This is a genomic window from Pyrococcus sp. ST04, assembly GCF_000263735.1.
GTDB lineage: Archaea > Methanobacteriota_B > Thermococci > Thermococcales > Thermococcaceae > Pyrococcus.
The window spans coordinates 156,577-177,395 of record NC_017946.1; the positions used below are offsets into that span (position 1 = coordinate 156,577).

The following is a 20,819-nucleotide window of genomic DNA, read 5'->3' on the forward strand; positions in this document are numbered from 1 at the left end:
ATAGTTAGATTTTAGGGTGAACGAGATGGACATGCGGGCTCCAATTAAGGTTTACATGACAAAGAAGCTTCTGGGCGTTAAGCCAAATACAACAGTTCAGGAAGCCTCAAGAATTATGATGGAGTTCGAGGTCGGGTCGCTAGTTGTTGTGGATGACCATGGCAACGTAATAGGCTTCTTCACCAAAAGTGACGTTCTAAGGAGGGTCATAGTCCCGGGGCTACCCTATGATACTCCAGTAAGGGAGATAATGACAAAAAATCTGATAACGGTGGATTCAAATACGCCACTTGGTGAAGTTCTAAAGAAGATGGCTGAGCACAGAATCAAGCACATTCTTGTAGAGGAGGAAGGGAAGATTGTGGGGATATTCACACTGAGTGACCTTCTTGAGGCCAGCAGAAGAAGGCTTGAAACAGCAATTTCAACGGAGTGATGACTTATGCTCATAGCCCACATAAGCGACACCCACATAACAAATGAAGTTGCATTCAAGTCATATGCTTTTGATTTGATAGCAAACGAGATAAACACTGGCCCATTTGACCTTGTAATTCATACGGGGGACGTCACAAACAATGGCCTTAGGGAGGAGTACGAGCATGCAAGCTACTTAATAAGGAAGATAGAGAAACCGCTAATAGTTGTGCCAGGGAACCATGACGCAAGGAACGTTGGCTATGAGCTATTTGAGAAGTACATAGGGCCGCTGTTTGGGGCTTATGAGTTCGATAATGGCGTAGTAATATGGGTCGACTCAACGATTCCCGACCTAAGCGACGGAAGAATAGGGGGATATAAGTTCAGATGGCTCAAGGCAAAGCTTGAGGAGTACAGCCATAAGAAAATCAAGATCGTCGCGGCCCACCACCATCTAGTCCCTCTACCTGACACTGGTAGGGAGAGAAACGTTCTTTTTAATGCAGGTGACGTTTTAGATCTTCTGCTAAGCCACGAGGTCACGCTCTACATGTGCGGCCACAAGCACGTCCCCAATGTTTACAAGGTGGAGGACTTAGTGGTGGATAATGCCGGATGCACTTCATGCAGGAAAACCAGAAAGGGGGATGTAAACAGTTACAACATCGTGAAGATAACCGAGAGGGGCGTCAAGGTTAAGATAAGGCGGGTAACTGGAGAAGAAAGGGAGAAGGAGCACAGACCTATAAGGCCAAAAATATTCATACCGAAAGGAAAGAGAATTCTAAGAATAGTCCAAGTTAGTGAAAGCAATGTCTCGGATAGGAGATACTTCAGGAGGAAAGTTCTTGAAAACGCAATAAACGCAATAAATGAAAAGTACAAGCCAGATATAGTAATACACTGTGGTGACGTTGTGGAGAAAGGGATAGAGAGGCATTACGAGATGGCACTGGAGTTCTATGAGAAGGTCAAGGCCGAGAAGTTGATAGTTCCCGGGCATAATGATATTACATACCTTGGATATGACCTCTTCAGAGAGTACTTTGGGGAGCCTGAGGTCATAGAAAAGGGGGACTTCGTGTTTATTCCAATCCTCTCGGCCCAGTACGAGACTCCGATAGGGGTTGTGGGGAGAATAGGGCAAAAGGTATTGAAGGGACTGCTGGAGGAGTTTAGAGAGAAGTTTAGGATAGTGGTTATGCACCACAACCTTGTTCCGGTGCCAAGGGCAAGGGAGATTGGATACTTGGAAGATGCCGGAAACGTTCTGAAGATAATCACCGATGAAGAGACGGAGTTGACCCTAACTGGACATGGAGGAAATTCTCATGCAGTAAAGGTCGAAAAAACTCCCATAATAAATGCTGGTAGCATAAGCTGGGAGCTTCATAGGAATCCCTTTGGAAACAGCTTCAACTTAATTGACATATACGAAGATATGGTAATGGCCTTTGAGGTTCAGGCAACATGGGGAAGCAGGAAGTTGCTGGGGATGTGGAAGATAAAGGGGGAGGTTCCTTGGTTATAGTGCTATCCTTATTTCAATCCCCTTTTCCTCCTCAATACCCTTAATTAGGGCGATTATCTTCTCATGCTTGAGCTCCATAACCTTAAGGTTTGAGATCGCAATCTCTATTGCCTTTCTTTCATCCCCACTCACCTTGTCCCTGTAGTATGAGAGTATTGCAATTAGGGCATCCTTCACGCTACCCCCTGGAACCGGAAGAAACTTCCATTTGTCTTCGAAGAGGTAAACTCCCCTTATTCTCTCCGAAGGCCCCACTTCCTCGATACTGACAACGTTACCAGTCATGGAGAGGGAGTAAAGGTAGCTCGACAAATCTCTCTCGGATAGGCCAATCTTGAGCAATTTTCTTGATGATTCCTCAAATTTAGAGAGACTGTCATAAAACTCAAGTGCATTCTCTATCAAGTCTTTTCTTATTCCCGAAAACTTAACGAGAACTCTCTCGGGGGGTTCGTTTATTATATCAATGGAAGCTATAATCCTATCGTCGATTTCCTCCCCTGGGGAAAATGCCCTCAATATGAGCCATATTCTCCCATTTGTTACTATTCCAATCTCAACACCCTTATCAAAACAGTACTTGGCAAGCTGAAGTATAACCTCACGCTTATCTATGCTGACGCTGAGGTTCTTAGCTTCAAGGAATGCAACTATCCTGTTATCCTTTATTAGTGCATAGTCCGCTCTACCTTCAATTGTTTTTTCTTCAGGCCTCACTTCCGTTGGATCCTCAGTGTTCCAGCCCAAGGCCTTTAGTATTGGGAGTATCAAGTGCTGCTTAACTGCCTCTTCGTTTCTCATGTATATTGGGGCAAACTTTCTGATTTTGCTATTAACTTCACGTATTACTTCCCTCATCTTCACTCCAACAAATATATACGGAGTTCTAAATATTTTCCTAAGGGGGAGCTAAATTGTGTAGGATTCTTACCGCTGTTGGTGAAGGATTCAGGATGAGGCCGTTGGTCGAGGCCTTGATAAAAGCATCTCAGAATGACCCATACAAGGCTGCAAGGGGAAGGGGGAACCAGCATAAAGATGGATGGGGATATGTTCTTGTAACAAAGGAACACTTAGAATATTATAGGTCGCCAAAGCCAATCTTCGAGGATGAAATGGCCACCAAATTGATGGAAAAGCTCAAAGGGTTCAGCGTGCTACTGCTCCATTCAAGGGCTGCAAGTCAGGGTGGAGTGAATGTATTCAATACCCAGCCCTTCTCCTATTGTAGCCCGCATGGATACCAGCTGTATTTTATTCACAATGGAGATCTTATCAAGGATTTGCTTCTTGAAGGGTTAAAGCTTCCAAAGGAGAGATTTGAGGAAGTATCTGACTCATATCTCGCCGGAATGTATACTTCACTATTCCTCACTGAAATCGACGATAAGGAAATCGTCAGAAGATTCGCCCTGTTAAAACCTGTTGTGAGGACTTCATTGAACACTGGAGGAATAATAATGACTCCAAAAAAGATAAAGGTGTTCGCAACGGCGTATACGAAAGAGGATCTGTGGGAGGATGAAAATCACAGAAGATACACCCAACTCCTCACGTTCTATGGGGCCGATTTGTTTGCGGTAATGTCGTCAACTCTGGAGTTATATACATTCCTTCCACTGGACAAGGTAGATAATGGAACTGGGTTTGTCATATCCGTAGATTTTGATAAGGAAAACTTTACTCCAAGATCTTATTCCCTCGATACTGAGCCTGAAGAACTTCCAGGGCTGTAGTTCCTAGGGTTATATCCTCGATTGATGGATTTGCCGATTTAACAATATGGAATATAAGTCGCTTTCCAACTCTCTTCCACTCGACTATTGAGGTTGCTATTTCATTCCAGAGCTCTACGCCCCCTCCCCGTCTATTCATAAAATCCTCGTTCACGAAGTAGAAGGTGACACCCTTCTTTTCCCCAATCAAGGATGAAATGCTACCAACTAGATTAAGAACCTCTTCTCCTGTAAGAATACTAGTGAGCTTATGCAGACCCAAAACAACATTAATTACCTCCTTTCCAATGAGATCAGAGTAAGCCTCAACGTCTAGCGTATACTTATCTATTTCCATTTTCTCATAAACCTCTCCAACCTTCCTGAAGCCCCCTACTTTTACAACCCTGAGTTTTTCACAGATGTCTGCACCGACTACCTTCAACCTCTTGCAGTACTCACTTAGGGTGTCCATGATATCTGTAACGACGATGTCTTTTCCTAGCCTAGTTAATATGTAGAACAGTAATTCTGGGGAAGAATCCGGCTTGTACTTAATGAGCACATTCTCACCTGGGTAAAATGACTTCAAGACATCCTCTATCCTCATGTCTATTCCCAATTTACAACAATTATCCATTTGACTTATAACATTTAATGATAAACTTCTGCCTTGCCAAAAATATGTAGGCATCTTCATGTAAGCTTCTTGGAACAAAATCAACTAAGATATCCGACTCCTTCACAACTTTTTTAACGTTCTTTCCTGCCGAGAACCCTCCACTTTGGAGTATTTTCTCGAGCACATCAACTATGTGATCTTCTCTCTCCCTTTCAGAGTACAGATCCTTCCCCTCTATCCACACCCTTTCGTTCTTCTCATAGAACCTCATTCCATGGGTAGAAAAGTATAGGGGGCCCCTCTTTATCTCAACTCTTGGAAGCTCTGTCCTGTCAACTTCGATGAATATGAAATTCTTACCGTAATCATAACCTAGAACTTTAAATCCCTCGAGCTCGAGTTGTCTTGTGATTCCTTTTGCTGTTCTCTCGAGTTGGGGCAGGAGGATGTCATCAACTAAGTTGGGAGGTTGGAATATGAGGGTAACCAGGTGAGTTCCTCTCCTCTTCAATTCCTCCCTGTAGCTCCCAATCCTCTTTTTAGGGAAGAAAAAGTCTTCAGAAGGACTCTTTAAGAACTGGGCTGACCTGAAGTAGAACAGGCCATACCTCTCCCAGCTGAGATTTGCGGCAACGTTTCTCCGGGGATCAACTGGATCTATTACCACTATGGGTTTATCCTCCTCGATTTCCCTTTTCACGGTTTTCATTGCAAGTTCTGGCTCTTTCTTGAGCCAGCCCGCTGGATCTATGACCTTCTGCTTGAGCATGAAGTCGGCCTTTTCAAGAACCTTAAGAAAGGAGCCGAACTTTATGACCAATATCTCGGCCAGGTAACCAGAAAAGCCCCTTATATAAATTTCACTCCCATAGGCATTTATTCCCTTGAGAAACCTTTTCAGCAGTCTCACTTCGTCATTTTTTCCATCTATGTTCTCTAGAACCCATTTCGTATGAAGTATCGACCTGTCAACGGCTGTCTTAACTTCCCTCCAATCCTTTACATTGTAACAAGGGACTAGATCGACCTGATATCCCTTATAATAACCCCTCACATAGGGATGCTCGGCATATCCAATTTCATACCTCTCAAGTCTCCTTCCAATCTCTTTTGCTAACTTAAGGCCCTCTTCTTTGAGCTCGTTTAGGGATAGATCTAGGGGAAATGCCAGGAATAAATCGATATCATGATCTCCAGACAGGAAAGTATCCTTAGCTATTGAACCAACGGGAACGGGAGTAACATCTAGGCCAGATTCTTCAATCACTTCTCTACTCAACTCAATAAGGTCACGTGTTATAGAATTTACTACCTTTTTCTCTTCCTCGCTCGGCCTTATCTTTACCAGTACTCTCTCAATTACCTCGGTGACGCTCATGAGACCTTCCTCTTTTGGTATTTGAAGTAAGTTAATCTGCAAGCTCAAATCTTGCTAGTGTTTCATAGATAGGACCCTTTGGGGTGAGGGTGCTTTTCTTTAGCTCTATTGCCTCAACCTTAAAACTCCCGAACTCCTCATTTGCTAGTTCCTTTAATTTCATTGCCAAGCCCAGCTTATCCCTCACGAACTTGACCCTTCCTAGAGTGACATGAGCAACGAAGTCTTTTTCCCTCTTAAAGCCAAGCTTTGCAAGTGCTTCGTCTATTTCTTTGGCCATTGCCTTTATTGTTTCATCGTTTTCTACACCTGCCCATATGACCCTGACGTAGTTCGGATTAGGAAAGACGCCTATTCCTTTAACTCGAACCTCATGCTTTCTGTATTTTCTGGCTATCTTTTCAAGAATTTTCTTTATTTCCTCGATCTGCTCTTGACTTATCTCTCCCAGGAATTTCAGTGTTATATGCAAGTTTTCTCTCTCAACGAATTTTATCCTCGCTTCTTTTGTTCCTATGAAATCCTGAGCTCTAACTATTGCGTCTCTGACTTCTTCACTAACATCTATAGCTATAAACGCCCTAACCATCTTTATCCCCCTAATCTTTTGACAAGTTCTTTTACTCTCTCCTTTGCTTTTCCAATAACTGGATTACCGTGAGCTGGGTAAAGATTTTCGAAGTCTATATTTAACAACTCTTTTATCCTCTGCCTATTCATCTCAGGATCAAGAGAGTACTGCCTAGGTATTTCCTCAAGTTTCCCACCTTTTTCCATAAGTAAGTCACCAACAAAGAGGCTCTTTGAATCTTCATCTAGAATACATATGCTTCCCCTAGTATGGCCCGGCATGTGGAATATTCTAACGCCTTCAATGACCTCCCCACCCTTCACTTTCACGTCCACTTTCACCCCTGTATTCGCTTCAATGCTTGGCGAATCTTCTTCGTGGGCAACTACTTTGGCTTCTGGGAATTTTTCTTTTAGACATCTAAGAGAACCCGTGTGATCAAAGTGATAGTGGGTCAGAATTATTAGCTTTAGTGGTTTTCCTATTTCTTTAACTTTCTCAACTATCTTATCGCACGTGCTTTCTATCCCCGCATCCACACAGATCAGAAACTCTGGCCTCTCAATGAGATATACGTTGACGAACTCGTCAAAAATTCTGTGGATCATCTCTTACCACCAAATTACCTTTTTTCAAAAATTGGAATAAAAATGTGCTCACTCCCTCGTGACTACTGGAAATTCCTCCCATGGGAATACTATCCACTTGTCTGTTCTGAAGACGTAGTAATCTGGAACCACGCTTGTCCACGGCTTCATTGCGAGGCAGGCTACTTTTATTTCCTTCGCACCAAGCTTCTTAACCTCCTCGATTACAACTTCAAGGGTCTTTCCTGTATCGCTAACGTCATCAACTATTACAACCTTCTTATCTTTTAGATCTCCATGAATTGGTATTGTTATGACGGGCTTTTCGGCCCTCTCGTCTATGCCTTTGTAGAACTTAACGTCTATCACTTTAAGGGGGATATCTCCCAGAATGTGGCTCAATCTTACGGCCGGTATCAGGCCTCCCCTTGCAACGCCAATAATAACATCTGGCTTGTAATCCCTAAGCTTGTCTGCGAGGGCGAATATTGCCCTATCAACCTGCCACCATGTGAGGTATACTTTGTCCACACTCTCACCTCCCGCCTAAACGTTTGAATGTTCAGTTTAAAACGTTGAACCTTCATAAGTCTAACTTTTAACACGAAAATGACTATCAATCAGTCGTGATCTTACCCCTATACAACTCTCTCACGTTGTCTGGCAACAGGTTTAAGAATTCCTCTTCGGTTTTAAACGGTCTTTTGGCTAATATCTTGGCTGCCGTTTTCTTACCAATTCCCGGAAGCCATTTGAGAACTTTTGAACTTTCTTTGTTCACATTTATTGGGACTGGAATTCCAGTAACGCTCCTTAGACCGTGATCCACTATCATCACGTCATAGTACCTATCAAGTTCAAGCCTCTTTGGAACTCCAACTATCAAGGGATAACTACCAAACTGTCTCCCAAATGTTAGGTTTCCATCGTAAACCTCCATTCTGACATCTCTTAAAATAGTCCCCACTGGAACCACCCTTCTAAGCATTGGTAGATCTATCTCATGCCGTATCTTGTGCCTGTAGTGTTCTATCAGCTTCTTATGCTTCTCAGTCTTCACCTTGTCCCTCATATTCCAAAGTGGTGTGCCAGGAAAAACGACTACTTGCCTTATGTTTATCCTTCTGACCATCAAGCCATCGTCAAGCAGTTTTTTAAGAAATTCAAATGTCAGCTCGTATGTCTTCTTCGTTTCCCCTGGCAGTCCAAAGATTATGTTTATACCCGGAAGAAGCCAGGGTAAACCATTGTATCCTCTCCTTCCTCCAACCTCGTTGATTATTTTAACTGCTTCATATGTTTCCTCAGGTGTGGCATTGAGGTTATTTAGCTTCGCAACTTTCGGATCAGCTGTTTCTAAGCCGAAAGCCACGACGTTGCCTGGAGTTCCATATTTAACAATTGCCTTTGCGATTCTTCTTGCCTCTTCAGGGTAGTTAGCTATCACTGCAGGATTTGCATTGTCAACGTGTAAAGTTTTCACGTTTGGAGCAGCTTCCCTGACTGCTCTGAACAGTTTTTCAACTTCTTCGGGGCTCGGAATGGGTACCCTTCCATTGGGCTTTGCCTTATAGGAGAATATACAACTCTGTCTGCCAATCCTAAAATGCCTTATTCCCAGATCGTAGAAGGTCTTAACTTCTTGGGCCACGTATTCTTGGGGCCTATCCTCGACAACCGGATACCTCACTGGTTCAGTACAGAATGAGCATCCCCCAATCCCCATAGCCTTTGGACATCCACGCTGAGTTTCTATTTCAACGAGAACGAATTCTGGATAGCCGGGATATTGCTTAACTACCTCGGCTCCTAGAATAGCATAGGGCTGAAGCTCCTCATAATCCCTAAACCTAAAAGGATCAACTTCCCCTCCGCTGAAGTAGTCATAGAGAAAAGCCTCAAGATCTCCGTAGACCACATAATCAAAGACTTCCTCAGCAAACTTAAGCTCCTTAGTCGTTATCTTTATCCCGCCCATTTTAGCTGAACCCATGAATGCGGGCCCGCCGAGAATTTTGGTTCCTTTGAATGGAGAAATAAATTTTGCAACCTCTTCCACGCTACCTGGAACTGCAGAAAGATATTTTCCAGGAGTGTGGAGGCCTCCAATGAAAATTATTACATCAGCCTTCTCCAGTATCTCCCTTACTTTTGGGAAGTTTGGTGTTTTGTTCTTGGTTCTTATCCCTCCTTCTCCCTCAAAAGTGGCTCTTAGGTCATCTATGGTCAGATAAAATATGGATGTGTCTTTCCTAGCTTTTTTTATTGCTCCATAAGCATACCTAGGGTATAGTCCAAGGTAGGGGGGAACTCCCAATCCAGCCGGCTCATCTGTATAGCCGTCTATTATTGCAACGATCATAGCAACACCTTTGCGTTTTTGTAAAACACCCTCTCAATGGCATCTTTGTCGAGACCTGAGGTTAGGACTTTAGCTATTTCAACAACGGGGTGATGGCAAGGAAGATCTATTCCGAAAACAACCCTTTTAGGTGCAACTTCATAAGCCTGCCTTATCTTAGCTGGCATTGGCATTCCAGAAGTTTCTAAAAATATATTCTCAAGGCCATTTGCAACTTCAATTGCCGCTTGGATGTAAAAAGCATTCCCATGACCCATATGAACCATGACCACCCTAACCTCTGGAAACTTTTTGGCTAGTTCCCCTATTTGCCAGGGAAGTGAAGTCGGGGGGTGTCCGGAGTGTATCTGAACGTGGACGCTGAAGTCTTCTGCGATCTTCATTACCTCGTACACTCTGGGGTCGGTGGGAGAATACATGTGAAGCAAGGGGTGAAGTTTTATTCCCCTGAACTCATGCTTCTCTAAAAACTTCTTCATCTCCTCAACCGAGGCTCTGCTTCTTGGGTTTACCCAGTATATCCCAATGAACTTGTCCTCATGCTCCTTAACTACATCAAGAATCTTCTCGTTGTCAATGTCGCTTATTATTGCCTTCTCAATTCTATATGCATCCATTAAATCAATGAACTCTTCAGGAGTTATTGAAACGTTAAAGGGATAATCAAGTTCCTGTATATGGGAGTGAGCATCTATCTTTCTGAAGTCATCTCCTTCAAGTCTAATATCATTCCTCCACACGATGTTCACCAGAAGGGAGTTGGGCGTTTTGGGTTATAATTCTTCCATAAAAAGAGGATATATGAAAAGAAGTTAAGAATTCAGAAGAGGTCCTCCTCTTCTTCCTCCTCAAAGAGTTGCTTCCTTGCTGCTTCTAGCATGAGCTTCCTCTCTTCCTGGGCGACTACCTGTCTTATGAGCTGTACTGCATCTGGGTTGGCTGAGATGCTGTCAATTCCAAGCCTAACGAGGATTCTTGCCATCTTTGGATCACTTCCTGCCTGTCCACAGATGCTGGTCTCAACTCCATACCTCTTACATACCTTAATGACATGCTTGATTAGCTTGAGTACGGCTGGGTGGGTCTCATCGTAGAGCTTTGCAACTCTCTCGTTGTCTCTGTCAATTGCGAGGGTGTACTGAGTTAGGTCGTTGGTACCGAAGCTGACGAAGTCAATGCCCTCCTTGATGAGATCCTCAATGATTATTGCCGCTGCTGGAACCTCGATCATGACACCCCATGCAACGTCCTTGTGTGGTTCAAGGCCAACGCTTCTTGCAATCTCCTTGGCCTTTCTGATCTGCTCTGGGTGGCTGACGAGTGGTAGCATGACACCAATGTTGTTGTATCCCTTCTCAACGACCTTCTTAATTGCCTTGAACTCGGCCCTGAGGAGCTCGGGCTGGTCAAGTCCTCTCCTAATACCTCTCCATCCAAGCATTGGGTTCCTCTCTTCTGGCTCGTCCTCTCCACCTGGCATCTCTCTGAACTCGTTGGTTGGAGCGTCAAGGGTTCTGTACCAAACTGGCCTTGGATAGAATGCTGCTGCAACCTTCTCTATGCCCTCTGCAAGCTTCTCTACAAGCTCTTCCTCCCTACCTTCCTTTATGAACTTGACCGGGTGCTGGCCAATGCTGAGGATCATGTGCTCAGCCCTTAAGAGACCAACACCATCAGCACCAGTTGCTGCTGCCCTCTCGGCAACCTCAGGCATTGAAACGTTGACCTTGACGAGTGTTCCAGTAACCAGGGGTGCTCCTGCAACAACGACCTTCTCCTCGGCCTTGGCCTCTTCCTTCTTCTTGACAAGGCTCTTTACAATGCCCTTGTAAACGAGACCTCTTGTACCGTCAACGGTAACGTACATTCCAGTCTTGAGCTTCTTGGTAGCCTCCTTTGTTCCAACGACAGCTGGAATACCGAGCTCTCTACTTACGATAGCAGCGTGGCTTGTTCTTCCACCCTCATCCGTGATGATTGCTGAAGCCCTCTTCATTGCTGGAACCATGTCCGGGTTGGTCATTGTTGTAACGAGGACATCGCCCTCCTTGACCTTGTCTATCTCACTTGCATCGAAGATAACAACGACCCTACCTGCACCAATTCCTGGTGATGCACCGAGACCCTTGAGAATGACTTCAGCCTCTTCAACCTCCTCAACCTCTTCACCAGCGGCCTCTTCTTTGAGGGTCGTAACTGGTCTGCTCTGGACGATGTAGAGCTTACCGTCATCCTTGTCGTAAGCCCACTCAATGTCCTGTGGCCAGCCATAGTGCTCTTCAATCTTCTGACCCATCTTGGCGACCTCAATTATCTGCTCGTCTGTGAGCACCTGCTTCTCAACCCACTCTGGGCCAAGGTACTCTGCAACCTTCACCATAACGGTGCCCTTTCCTGTCTCTGGGTTCCTGACAACCATTACCTCCTTCTTTGCAATGACCTTCTCCTTGATCTTCCAAGTGCCCTTCTCGACTATGTACTCATCAGGTGTAACGGCACCGCTAACGACTGCCTCACCAAGTCCCCAGCTGGCGTTTATCATTATCTCATTCCTGTTGTTAGTTACTGGGTTTGCGGTGAACATGACACCGCTCTTCTCGCTGTTGACCATCTTCTGGACGACTGCTGAGAGGTAAACCTTGCTGTGGTCGAATCCCTGCTTAGCCCTGTAGAAGGTTGCTCTTGCAGTCCAGAGTGAGGCCCAGCACTTCTTAACCTTGTCTATTACATCATCAGCGCCTAGAACGTCAAGGTAAGTCTCCTGCTGTCCTGCAAATGATGCCTCTGGAAGGTCTTCAGCGGTTGCTGATGATCTGACTGCAACATAAACTTCCTCCTGACCAAACCTCTGGCTTAGCTCCTTGTATGCCTGCTTTATCTCATCTGCAATCTCTGCAGGCATCTCAAGGGCCTTTATCAGCTCTCTAATTGCCTCAGTGTTCTCTTGGAGCTGCTTTGAGTCATCAACGTTGGTTCTGCTGATTATATCCATAATCCACTCTTGAAGTGGCCTTGGCTCATCAGGTGCCTGTGCGAGAACCTCAGCTATGGTTCCCTTGTTGGCCTTCTCCCCGAGAATCTTCTTAACGTCTTCCTTGGAAACTTTAACGTTTTCAACGAAGTACTTATATGCCTCAGCGGTTACACAGAAGCCTGGTGGAACAGGGATTCCAGCCCTTGTCATTTCACCAAGGTTTGCTCCCTTACCACCAACAAGAGGTACGTCCTCTTTACTGAGCTCCTCAAACCACTTTATGAACTTGTACGCCATTTCCGTTCACCTCCAGTCTAAAATAACCGAGAGTGATAAAGGAAGAACGTATTTAAAATTAACGTGAATTCATTAGAGGTTTAATGTCCAATTTTGTCAATTAGACTTATAATGTTCATCTAACTTGACAAGATCGCAATTGAAAGCTCACTTTACTCGAAATATCTCCCCCAAGATTAGGAGGTATCTTTGGACGCTTGAGACAAAAAAATCGAGCTTAAGTATGGAAGAAGGAATATTGCACTCAACTTCGGCACATCTAGGCCAACTTCAATACATATTGTGAGCACCGTGAGCATGAAGACATGAGCCCATTTCACCTTCCTAACGCTCCTCACTGCTAACCCAAGAAGAAATCCTTCCAAGATACCAAACATCCCAAAATCAACGACAGGTTGGCCGAATATAGAGTAGGTGTATCTTGATGTTCCTCCAAATATTTTTGCAATTTCATAACCCGGAACGATATTCTTCAGAATAAGTCTAGTTCCCCAAGGCATAGAAATTTGAAACAGATGCTCGTAAACGGAGTATGTAAAGGCCGGCCTCTCAAGGAGAACCTCCATCCCAAGTAGTTTCCCTGAGATCTTCATCTCCGCAAAGCTTCTAACTAGAAACGCAAGCAATAAACCCATCCCTCCAACAATAACCTCCTCTCTCCTAAACTTTGGGAACTTTGAATAGAAATACGATAAGAAGGCGAGCATTGCGACAGTTCTAAATGTAGAGATCCCAGATATTAATACTCCCACTCCTAGGAGAACTAAGGAAGGATTGAGCGAAATTGCCAAAGCGTTTACATAACCAGCTATGACGTAAGATATCGCAATTGGCTCAACTCTTTCTTTTGGAGATATTATCGGTAATACTCCATCTAGGATTGGAATAAGTGAAAATACAATTATCAAAGAGATAGCCGTAATGAATAGAAATCGCTTCTTGTATTTGACAAATCTTTCGAAGCCAAGCATTATGATAATTAGCAATGACAAGGAAAGTAACCAATATTTTCCGAGAAATATTCCCAACGCAAAAGTCAGAATCAACCAAGTATGCCTATTAACCCTTAGTCTAATTTCCATTCCAAGCATCATCATAAGTAAAAATAGGAGCGCATAGGCGAGTGGACCAAAGAGAGGAGGATCGTGAAAATAAATAATTTTTCCAAGTATTGCCAATCCAACAAAAATCAGGTTAAATCCAAGGAATAATTTTTCTAACACTAACATTCTTCTCCCTCCAGAATACAAGGATCCCTAGGAGGAAGAGGACATAAACTGGAAGGTCGAGAAGACCTGTCTCAACTCCAACAATGCCATACGCTAGTGTTGAGTAGTACAAGGTTCTTCCAAGGTTTGAGTGAACGTTCTCAAGGAGTCCATAATAAAAGCCCAATAGTAGCATCTCTAAACCCGCTAACATTCCAAAGTCCAAATACATTCCTCCAATCAAAGTTGCCGTTGTCGTTACATCATGAACACCCAAATATCTTGATATCATCATCCTCGGACCAAATCCCCCCCACAAATATGATGTTATACCTGCCATCTGAAGTTTTCCCTTGTAAAATCCCAAAAGACTACACCTTTTTACTATTACATCGAGAACAGAAGTCGTCCCCTGAACCCTAACAAGGAAGTTAAGTCCTGTTCTAACAAAGGACAATGCCAAGAATGCAATAACGCCTAGAGTTAGTACTAAGACAACATTTCTCTTTTCGAGCTTTTGAAGATACACAAGAGATATCGCTATTACAGAGACAAGAACAGGAGTCCTATAGGCATATAGAGAAATTATCACCGGATACAGCAATCCAAGTTTTCGACCATTAAGTAGTAAATAAACGGAAGAAGGAACCCCTAGAAGATAAGTCAACATTGTTAGTTTTGGATTTAACATACTCCTTATGCTTGGGTTTAGTAGAGGCACCGAGCCAATTTTCAAAATTTGCACGAGAATTATAACTCCAGCAATAAATAAGCCCAGATATCCAAGTCTAACATCATCCCCCATACTAATAGATCCTAGGTTCCCTCCAATTCTTGTTCCCCTCGAATAACCATAGATATAGAGCAGAGAAAAAAGAACAACTACCCCTATAGTCTTTACCCTTGCTAATCCAATTGTAACAAAACTAACTAACATTATTGGAATTATGAGAGGAAGACCTCTCATTTAGATCTCACCTCAACGATCTTAAGAGGTAAAGTCCTTTCCTCGGAATTTACTATCAAGAGCCCATAGAAGAAAACCCTCTTCCCCCTAAGCCCCTCTTTCAGAATATCTATTGGAACCATGTTAGCTACTAAAATAGCATTGTTTCCGTATATCCCCTTAATCGTCAATGAACCAAAAGTAGTATAATCTGCCTCGTACTTAAGCTTTCCAATATCTATCAGGCTAATATTTTCAACATAAATTGTTCCGCTAAATCTCTCAGAGTATACTCCCAAACCTTTCTTTTCATATTTCCCAAAGGCACTAAATCCCTCCCCCTCAGTTGGAGGCACCTCATACACATAAACTCTCCCTCGCACAATTACCTCTATATGCTTAGCTTTGACTTCCTCTTTACTAGCCGACGGCCCTCCAATAGTCACTCTACTCCCATTAACTATTGCTATTATGGTAGAACCCCTAGCAGCAAACACTTCCCCCTCAAGAATCTTCCCATCAACAGATTCAACCCTAACAGTAACGTTAAAACCCTTAGAAAGCCAGTTCATAGCATCGTTCGCGGCCTCGTATATCTCACCACCCTGATAATGTTTGACCTTTATAGTTAGCAAAACGCCGAATAAACCTATTATGATCACGAGCAGGGCCACAATTTTTACTTTCTTTTCCACCAAAAACACCCCTAACATTGGTGAGGCTAAGGTATATAAAACTCCCTCCCTATCCAAAAACCATGAAGAGAGCTGTGGTGTTATTCTCAGGAGGACTTGACAGCACGGCGAGCTTATATTGGGCAAAAAAGAACTATGATGAAGTAATAATGCTCACAATAAACTATGGAAGCAATGAAGAGAAAGTAACGAACAGAGTTGCAGAATTCTTCTCAAAAGAACTGCAAGTTCCCCTAAAGATAGTTAAGCTTAACTTCCTTGAAGAATTTTCTAAACTAAGAGGAACAACACTTGTCGGAGGGGAAACACCAAAAGTAACAGCAAAAGACCTAGAGAAGGTAGAAGTTGCCAGGGAGACTGCAAAAAGTGTCTGGGTGCCAGCTAGAAATCTAGTCCTAATATCCGTGGCGGCCTCCCTACTTGATGCTCTTGGAGGAGGAGATATAATAGTAGGGTTTAATGCAGAAGAAGGAGAGACATTCCCCGACAACACGAAAGAATTCGTGGAAAGGGTAAATGAGGCACTAAAACTTGCGACACTTAATCCAGTAAAAGTCGTCGCTCCCTTAATAAACTTAGACAAAAAGGGAATAGCAAAACTCCTTAAAGAGCTAGACGCCAAATACGAGTACTCGAACTCATGCTACATGCCTAAGGGATTCACAGAGGATGGAAAGCCAATACACTGTGGCGAATGCGAGAGCTGTGTGAGAAGGCACAGAGGGCTAATCGAAGGAATAGGAGAAGATAGGACAGTTTACCTAAAAGTTCCAGAGATTTAGAGCTCTACGACACAATAACTTCCCAGATGTTTTATAAAAGATGCATGTTTCTCAAGATCCCTCAACAGCTCGTCCTCATTTGGATAGAAGTCGTAATCAATGTAGAAGTAGTAGAGGCCAAGATCCTTCTTTGAAGGCCTCGACTCTATCCTGGTTAAGTTTATATTTCTCCTGGCAAATTCTCCAAGGGCCCTATATAACGATCCCGGCTTGTTCTCCTTAAGCTCGACTATTATAGAGGATTTTGAAGGATTACATTCTAGCGGGTTCTCAAAGGTGGAAGGGCCTATCATAATGAACCTAGTCTTGTTGTTCCTGTAGTCCTGAATATCCTCGGCCAGAACAGGAACGTTGTACCTCAAAGCGGCCTCTCTAGGACCTATAGCAGCAATTCTAGGGTCTTTGAGCTCAGAAACTATTTTGACTGCAGTAGAAGTGCTCTCAACACTCTCAACCTCCCAACCCCTCTCCCTTATAAACCTCCTACACTGGGCCAATGCCTGCGGGTGGGAGATTACCTTCTTGATCCTTGCCATATCATAGCCAATCAGGCAATGCCTCACCTCAATGCTAACCTCTCCAAATATTCTAACCGGGTACTCCAAAAGAAGATCCATGGTAAGTGTAACTGATCCCTCGATTGAGTTCTCAACCGGAACAACACCGTAATTGCCGAGGGAAACCATCTCGAAAACATCGTATATAGAAGGGAGGAGCACTACCTTACTGCTAAGGAGAGAAGAGAAAACCTTCGCTGCCTTCTCGCTATAACTACCCTCCGGACCAAGGGTGTATATCATCATCCCGCCCTCACAGCCCTAAAATTAAAAGATTTGGACAGCCTAACCTGGCTAATCCCTGATTATAATTTCAATCCTCCTGCCCTCTCTATATCCTTTCATAGCCGAGAGCATGCCCTTTATAGTCTTTTCAACAAGCTCCTGAACCCAGTCCTTAAGTGGAAGAACTTGCCCATCAATTTTCACAGTAACCTTTGGCTTAGAACTCAAAACAACACAGTCCTTTATCGTCTTCTCCCCCCTAACTATTAACTTTGCCATCTCCGCACAGTTGAAGCCACAGAGCCCACAATCTATGTTGGGCAACATAAAACCCCTTTTCTCCACAATCTCCGCCAGCTTTTCAGGTTCTTTGGTAGCATCAATAACTGGAAGACCCTCGATCTCCCTAATTCCCGACGATGCTATTACACCGCTCACGGCTATTCCCAGACCATCATTAAGCTCCCTAACCTCACTCTCCTCTCTAGCACAAATAACCTTAGGAACATGCTTTATTGACTTAAACCCCTCAAGAAGGAATATATCTGCAGAGACCATGGAGAAGAGGGCATTTATGTCTTTAGCCCTGAATAGCAGAGCGTCGGTATCGTGGGCATGAACGAGAACTGCATCCGCAACCCTTGAAAACCTCCAAGTGTCAGAACCTTCCCTATCGAAATCCACATGCATACTCTTAACTATCACAACCCTATATCCCTTCTCCTTCAGAATCCTGGCAACTTTCTCTATCGTTGTAGTTTTTCCGCTCTTCTTGTAGCCAACGAAGGCAACTGCCTTCACTCACACCACCCCTATTCAAGGAGCATGACCCAACTAACATCATCCAATGAAACGAGCATGGCCTTGCCCCTATTACCCACAACATCCACAACGTTCCTGAGAAGCATTACCTCACCATCAAAATCCTCCAGGATTCCCGTAAAAGAATGCTCGCTACCAACAGTTATAGCAACCCTGCGACCCCTCCATTCATTGAGAACTTTTTCAAGTAAGCTCTCCACTTCACCCACCCCCACTTCACATAGCAACTATAATTTAAATTTAAACATGATGCCCATCACAGATTTATTGTCACAAAGGCAAATGAAAGACAAATCCATTGACAAAAGCTTTTAAGCAAAAATCCTATTCACCTTAGGTGATACATATGGATGCCCTTCAGAGCGTGGGTATTAGGAGGAGGCTTAGGAGGTTCTTTAGGAGGGATGGAAGAGCCTTAATATTCGCCATGGATCACGGATTTGAGCACGGACCAACAGACTTTGAACCCGTTTGGGAGCACGTAAATCCAAAGGTTATAATCAGAAAAGTCGTAAGGGCAGGAATCGATGGAGTTATGATGCTCCCAGGAATAGCGAGAATAGCGGGAGATGAAGTCAAGCCAAACGTTGGGCTCATGATAAAGCTAACGAGCAAGACAAACCTAAGACCTAAAGATGAACAGCTCCTGCAGAGCCAGCTTGCATTCGTCGACGATGCAATAAAGCTCGGAGCAGATGCAATAGCAGCAACAGTTTACTGGGGCTCACCCCAAGAAGATGCAATGATGAGGCAGTTTGCAGAAATAGCCAGCTACGCCCACGACTTAGGCTTCCCGGTAGTACAGTTCGCCTATCCAAGAGGCCCATACATTAATGAGAAGTACGGAAAGAAAGAAGACTACAGGGTAGTCATGTATGGGGCCAGGGCGGCTGCAGAAAGCGGAGCAGACATGATAAAGACATACTGGACAGGCTCCAGAGAAACATTCGCAAAAGTCGTCGATGCAGCCTCGGGAGTTCCTGTTCTCTTAAGCGGAGGAGCCAAGACAGAGAACCCATTAGATTTCCTCAAGGTGGTATGGGAAGTAATAGAGGCAGGAGGAGCTGGAGCAGTAGTTGGAAGGAACATATTCCAGAGAGAAAATCCAGAGCCAATGATAAAAGCTCTTATAAGAGTAATACACAGAAATGAAGACCCAGAAGAGGCTGCAAAGGCCGAAGGATTAATCTGACTTTTCTCCTTTAATCCTCACCCTTTTAGAGGGAACACCCGCAAACAATTAAAGGCTTCACACTTCTTTTCCCTCGGTGGTGAGATGCTACTCCACACATACAGATCATTCGACATGGAGCTACCAACAGTAGACCTAGAAAAAGCCGATTACATAATCCTAGGACTACCCTACGACGGCACAACAAGCTACAAGCCAGGAGCAAGATTCGGACCTGTACTCATAAGACAGGCCACACTCAACTTCGAAAGCTATCTTCTAGACTACAATGTGGATCTTGCAGAGCTTAAGATTGCCGATGCTGGAGACGTTGCCCTTCCAGTAGACGTCGAAAAGGCCCTGAAAATAGCAAGAGAGACTATTGAAGAAATGAAGAGAATAAACCAAAAAGCTCTCCCAATATTCCTCGGAGGAGAACATTCGATGACCCTCGCACCCGTTGAAGCACTAAGGCCAAAGAGCTACGTCGTTTTCGATGCCCACTTAGACCTGAGGGATGAATACCAAGGCTCAAAGTTTAACCACGCATGCGTCGCAAGGAGAATTAGCGAACTCGGTATAAAAACAGCAATTTTTGGAGTAAGAAGCGGGACAAGAGAAGAAACAAAATACGCCGAAGAAAAGGGCATAGAATGGGTTCACGCTCGAGACTACAGCTTCGAAGCCTTTGTTGACCTCGTACTCTCGATGCCAGAACCAGTATATGTATCAATTGACATAGACGTCTTTGATGCATCACTCGTTCCAGAAACCGGAACCCCAGAGCCTGGTGGACTGTCATTCTGGGATGTAGTTGAGGCCCTCGAATGGATAACCGAGAGAAAGGAGATAGTTGGAATTGATATTATGGAAGTATCAGGAGACAGATTAGGGAACTTAACAGCACTCACAGGTGCCAAACTGCTCTTCCACATCCTCGGCATGCTCGCGGAGGTAAAGAAATGAAATTCTTAGCTACCTGCCCTCCTGGAAGAGAAGGCGATGCAAGCCTAGAGCTTGAATGGGCATTAAAAGCAAAGGTTAAGAGAACCAGATGGGGAGGAGTCCTAATCGGAGAATCCCCAATAAACAGAAATGAGGCTTTAAAGAAAATCAGGGAATTCGAGACCTTTGCACTACAAAAGTTTATCCCCTTAGACTACCTAGTCCCTTTAGAGGAACTCGAAAGGAAAATAGAAGAGATAGCGAGGGAGCTCCCAAAGGGCAGTTTTGCCGTTAGAGTAAAAGTTAGAGGAGCAAAAATTGGAGAGAAGACCCTAGAAAAAAAGCTAGGAGGAATAATTAAAAGAGTGACGAATAACCCAGTAAACCTTGAAGAACCAGAAATAATTGTCCTCATCAACGTACTTGGAAAAAAAGCTGGGATAACAATAGCAAGAAAAGACGAAATAGTGAAAAAAGAACCGGATGATTAGTGTTATTTTTTGTTTGGTTGGTGTTATTTTGTGTTATGCTGGTTTTTTCATTTGTAGAGTTAGGGTTAATGCATTGAATACTCGAGGATTGAAGCACTGCTCGGGGTCAAGATTCAAAAAACAAGCAATAACGAGAAAGTAAGACAAGAATAAGACCCTGAAAACGGGTTTAGTTTTCAGATTACCCCGCCAGTAGTAATTCCCTGCCAATTGAATACATTTGAAAACTGGGGGTTCTCATAAGTCTAATTAGGGAGTGAAGGCGGGAGACCCCAAGATTGGATAGTCTAGGAGGTTTAGTTGAGCATTGTTTTTGAATTCTCTTGGTTTTAGGTAATTTTTTCATTTTTAACATGCTTCGATTTCTTGAATTCTTGTTTTAACTATTCACAATCCTCCACTCGTTAGTGTGAGGGTTTTCGTGAGTTCTTCATTTTAGGGTTGGGTTTATAAAGGGAGTGCAGTAGCACGGGTTTCCTGAAGGGGTAAATTATTTAAGCCTGGGGGAGGGAGTAATGAA

At 43.8% G+C, this 20,819-nt stretch carries 22 protein-coding genes; 7 read left to right on the top strand and 15 right to left on the bottom strand.

Annotated elements, in window-relative coordinates:
* The first annotated feature begins 25 nt into the window (after positions 1-25).
* Both PY04_RS00860 and PY04_RS00865 read left to right on the top strand, forming a co-directional pair.
* On the top strand, positions 26-436 hold the full coding sequence (locus PY04_RS00860) for a cyclic nucleotide-binding/CBS domain-containing protein (protein WP_014733293.1): 411 nt from the start codon (positions 26-28) through the stop codon (positions 434-436).
* 6 nt (positions 437-442) lie between these two features.
* A complete protein-coding gene (locus tag PY04_RS00865) occupies positions 443-1,951 on the top strand; it encodes a metallophosphoesterase (RefSeq protein WP_014733294.1) in 1,509 nt (502 codons plus the stop codon).
* Here PY04_RS00865 and PY04_RS00870 read toward each other — a convergent pair.
* A complete protein-coding gene (locus PY04_RS00870) occupies positions 1,946-2,809 on the bottom strand; it encodes a type I restriction enzyme HsdR N-terminal domain-containing protein (RefSeq protein ID WP_014733295.1) in 864 nt (287 codons plus the stop codon). The genes PY04_RS00865 and PY04_RS00870 overlap by 6 nt on opposite strands.
* Positions 2,810-2,865: 56 nt before the next feature.
* Here PY04_RS00870 and PY04_RS00875 point away from each other — a divergent pair, with 56 nt between their 5' ends.
* The gene (locus PY04_RS00875; RefSeq protein WP_048055862.1) at positions 2,866-3,687 is read left to right on the top strand and encodes a class II glutamine amidotransferase; all 822 of its coding nucleotides are present in this window, start codon (positions 2,866-2,868) and stop codon (positions 3,685-3,687) included.
* Here the strand turns inward: PY04_RS00875 and PY04_RS00880 are convergent.
* From PY04_RS00880 to PY04_RS00930, 11 genes are all read right to left on the bottom strand, one after another.
* Entirely contained in the window at positions 3,632-4,288 is a 657-nt protein-coding gene (locus tag PY04_RS00880; RefSeq protein ID WP_167884974.1) for a DUF257 family protein, read from the bottom strand. The genes PY04_RS00875 and PY04_RS00880 overlap by 56 nt on opposite strands.
* A gap of 10 nt (positions 4,289-4,298) precedes the next feature.
* Entirely contained in the window at positions 4,299-5,666 is a 1,368-nt protein-coding gene (cca, locus tag PY04_RS00885) for a CCA tRNA nucleotidyltransferase (RefSeq protein WP_014733298.1), read from the bottom strand.
* A gap of 31 nt (positions 5,667-5,697) precedes the next feature.
* The gene (gene thpR / locus PY04_RS00890) at positions 5,698-6,255 is read right to left on the bottom strand and encodes an RNA 2',3'-cyclic phosphodiesterase (protein ID WP_014733299.1); all 558 of its coding nucleotides are present in this window, start codon (positions 6,253-6,255) and stop codon (positions 5,698-5,700) included.
* 2 nt (positions 6,256-6,257) lie between these two features.
* Positions 6,258-6,845 (bottom strand): MBL fold metallo-hydrolase, encoded by a 588-nt coding sequence (locus PY04_RS00895; protein WP_014733300.1) that lies wholly within the window; start codon positions 6,843-6,845, stop codon positions 6,258-6,260.
* A 48-nt stretch (positions 6,846-6,893) separates the two neighbouring features.
* Entirely contained in the window at positions 6,894-7,355 is a 462-nt protein-coding gene (locus PY04_RS00900) for a phosphoribosyltransferase (RefSeq protein WP_014733301.1), read from the bottom strand.
* An 85-nt stretch (positions 7,356-7,440) separates the two neighbouring features.
* Positions 7,441-9,186 (bottom strand): radical SAM protein, encoded by a 1,746-nt coding sequence (locus tag PY04_RS00905; protein ID WP_014733302.1) that lies wholly within the window; start codon positions 9,184-9,186, stop codon positions 7,441-7,443.
* On the bottom strand, positions 9,183-9,926 hold the full coding sequence (locus PY04_RS00910) for an amidohydrolase family protein (RefSeq protein ID WP_014733303.1): 744 nt from the start codon (positions 9,924-9,926) through the stop codon (positions 9,183-9,185). The genes PY04_RS00905 and PY04_RS00910 overlap by 4 nt, the downstream gene beginning before the upstream one ends.
* 80 nt (positions 9,927-10,006) lie before the next feature.
* Positions 10,007-12,457, bottom strand: coding sequence for a phosphoenolpyruvate synthase (gene ppsA, locus PY04_RS00915; protein ID WP_014733304.1), 2,451 nt, complete (start codon positions 12,455-12,457; stop codon positions 10,007-10,009).
* Between the two features lie 176 nt (positions 12,458-12,633).
* Positions 12,634-13,686 (bottom strand): hypothetical protein, encoded by a 1,053-nt coding sequence (locus PY04_RS00920; RefSeq protein WP_014733305.1) that lies wholly within the window; start codon positions 13,684-13,686, stop codon positions 12,634-12,636.
* Positions 13,652-14,632: a hypothetical protein gene (locus PY04_RS00925; RefSeq protein ID WP_014733306.1), complete on the bottom strand. Its 981-nt coding sequence runs from the start codon at positions 14,630-14,632 to the stop codon at positions 13,652-13,654. Before PY04_RS00925 ends, PY04_RS00920 begins: the two co-directional genes overlap by 35 nt.
* Entirely contained in the window at positions 14,629-15,324 is a 696-nt protein-coding gene (locus PY04_RS00930) for a hypothetical protein (protein ID WP_014733307.1), read from the bottom strand. Before PY04_RS00930 ends, PY04_RS00925 begins: the two co-directional genes overlap by 4 nt.
* A gap of 44 nt (positions 15,325-15,368) precedes the next feature.
* Here PY04_RS00930 and queC point away from each other — a divergent pair, with 44 nt between their 5' ends.
* Positions 15,369-16,088 carry a 7-cyano-7-deazaguanine synthase QueC gene (gene queC / locus PY04_RS00935; RefSeq protein ID WP_014733308.1) on the top strand — a complete coding sequence of 240 codons (720 nt, stop codon included), beginning with the start codon at positions 15,369-15,371 and terminating at the stop codon, positions 16,086-16,088.
* Here the strand turns inward: queC and pheA are convergent.
* Genes pheA through PY04_RS00950 form a run of 3 tightly spaced genes read right to left on the bottom strand, consistent with a single transcriptional unit; the run spans position 16,085 to position 17,892 of the window.
* Positions 16,085-16,888, bottom strand: a complete 804-nt coding sequence (gene pheA / locus PY04_RS00940; protein WP_193384568.1) for a prephenate dehydratase — start codon at positions 16,886-16,888, stop codon at positions 16,085-16,087. The two genes, queC and pheA, sit on opposite strands and share 4 nt — an antisense overlap.
* A gap of 51 nt (positions 16,889-16,939) precedes the next feature.
* Entirely contained in the window at positions 16,940-17,671 is a 732-nt protein-coding gene (mobB, locus tag PY04_RS00945) for a molybdopterin-guanine dinucleotide biosynthesis protein B (RefSeq protein WP_048055864.1), read from the bottom strand.
* An 11-nt stretch (positions 17,672-17,682) separates the two neighbouring features.
* Positions 17,683-17,892, bottom strand: coding sequence for an LSm family protein (locus PY04_RS00950; protein ID WP_014733311.1), 210 nt, complete (start codon positions 17,890-17,892; stop codon positions 17,683-17,685).
* A gap of 146 nt (positions 17,893-18,038) precedes the next feature.
* Between PY04_RS00950 and fba the strand changes: the two genes are divergently transcribed.
* The 3 genes from fba (at position 18,039) to PY04_RS00965 (ending at position 20,299) form a co-directional block, all read left to right on the top strand.
* Positions 18,039-18,884, top strand: coding sequence for a class I fructose-bisphosphate aldolase (gene fba / locus PY04_RS00955; protein ID WP_014733312.1), 846 nt, complete (start codon positions 18,039-18,041; stop codon positions 18,882-18,884).
* Positions 18,885-18,968: 84 nt separating this feature from the next.
* Positions 18,969-19,829, top strand: coding sequence for an agmatinase (gene speB, locus PY04_RS00960; protein ID WP_014733313.1), 861 nt, complete (start codon positions 18,969-18,971; stop codon positions 19,827-19,829).
* On the top strand, positions 19,826-20,299 hold the full coding sequence (locus PY04_RS00965; RefSeq protein WP_014733314.1) for a THUMP domain-containing protein: 474 nt from the start codon (positions 19,826-19,828) through the stop codon (positions 20,297-20,299). The genes speB and PY04_RS00965 overlap by 4 nt, the downstream gene beginning before the upstream one ends.
* Positions 20,300-20,819: the final 520 nt, after the last annotated feature.

Coding starts and splice junctions, on each gene's coding strand:
- fba (WP_014733312.1), top strand. CDS start 18,039: ATGGATGCCCTTCAGAGCGTGGGTATTAGGAGGAGGCTTAGGAGGTTC.
- PY04_RS00865 (WP_014733294.1), top strand. CDS start 443: ATGCTCATAGCCCACATAAGCGACACCCACATAACAAATGAAGTTGCA.
- PY04_RS00965 (WP_014733314.1), top strand. CDS start 19,826: ATGAAATTCTTAGCTACCTGCCCTCCTGGAAGAGAAGGCGATGCAAGC.
- PY04_RS00870 (WP_014733295.1), bottom strand. CDS start 2,809: ATGAGGGAAGTAATACGTGAAGTTAATAGCAAAATCAGAAAGTTTGCC.
- PY04_RS00905 (WP_014733302.1), bottom strand. CDS start 9,186: ATGATCGTTGCAATAATAGACGGCTATACAGATGAGCCGGCTGGATTG.
- PY04_RS00925 (WP_014733306.1), bottom strand. CDS start 14,632: ATGAGAGGTCTTCCTCTCATAATTCCAATAATGTTAGTTAGTTTTGTT.
- thpR (WP_014733299.1), bottom strand. CDS start 6,255: ATGGTTAGGGCGTTTATAGCTATAGATGTTAGTGAAGAAGTCAGAGAC.
- PY04_RS00895 (WP_014733300.1), bottom strand. CDS start 6,845: ATGATCCACAGAATTTTTGACGAGTTCGTCAACGTATATCTCATTGAG.
- pheA (WP_193384568.1), bottom strand. CDS start 16,888: ATGATATACACCCTTGGTCCGGAGGGTAGTTATAGCGAGAAGGCAGCG.
- PY04_RS00930 (WP_014733307.1), bottom strand. CDS start 15,324: ATGTTAGGGGTGTTTTTGGTGGAAAAGAAAGTAAAAATTGTGGCCCTG.
- queC (WP_014733308.1), top strand. CDS start 15,369: ATGAAGAGAGCTGTGGTGTTATTCTCAGGAGGACTTGACAGCACGGCG.
- ppsA (WP_014733304.1), bottom strand. CDS start 12,457: ATGGCGTACAAGTTCATAAAGTGGTTTGAGGAGCTCAGTAAAGAGGAC.
- PY04_RS00920 (WP_014733305.1), bottom strand. CDS start 13,686: ATGTTAGTGTTAGAAAAATTATTCCTTGGATTTAACCTGATTTTTGTT.
- PY04_RS00860 (WP_014733293.1), top strand. CDS start 26: ATGGACATGCGGGCTCCAATTAAGGTTTACATGACAAAGAAGCTTCTG.
- speB (WP_014733313.1), top strand. CDS start 18,969: ATGCTACTCCACACATACAGATCATTCGACATGGAGCTACCAACAGTA.
- cca (WP_014733298.1), bottom strand. CDS start 5,666: ATGAGCGTCACCGAGGTAATTGAGAGAGTACTGGTAAAGATAAGGCCG.